The organism is Streptomyces sp. SID13726 (genome assembly GCF_010548375.1).
Lineage (GTDB): Bacteria > Actinomycetota > Actinomycetes > Streptomycetales > Streptomycetaceae > Streptomyces.
The window spans coordinates 1-401 of the sequence record NZ_JAAGLY010000737.1 but is presented as its reverse complement, the minus strand read 5'-3'; the positions used below and the strand labels follow the sequence as shown (position 1 = coordinate 401).

Here is a 401-nt window from a genome sequence, read left to right as displayed (position 1 = left end):
GATGATGCCGCTCAGGATCGCGCCGGGGACCGTGCGGGCCTACAGCATGAAGAGGGCGAGGAGGGTGATGCAGAAGATCAGGACGGGCCAGCCGGCGAGCTGGCCGACCGGGCCGAGCTGGACCGGAGGAGCGAACTCCCCGCCGTTGCCGACGAACCCGGCCTTCACGAGGCCGATCAGGGCGACGAACATGCCGATGCCCATGGTGATGGCGTGCTTGAGCGCGAGGGGGATCGCGTTCATGATCATCTCTCGGAGGCCGGTGACGACCAGGAGACAGATCACGACGCCGTACATCACGCACATGCCCATGGCCTGCGGCCAGGTCATCTGGGGTGCGACCTGCGAGGAAAGCACGCCGGAGACCGACAGTCCGGCGGCCAGGGCCAGCGGGACCTTGC

Annotated in this window: 1 pseudogene; it reads right to left on the bottom strand. The window is 67.8% G+C overall.

The annotated features are described in order from the left end of the window. Positions 1-42 precede the first annotated feature (42 nt). A pseudogene (locus G3I78_RS50030) lies at positions 43-401 on the bottom strand (NCS2 family permease); the annotation flags it as partial.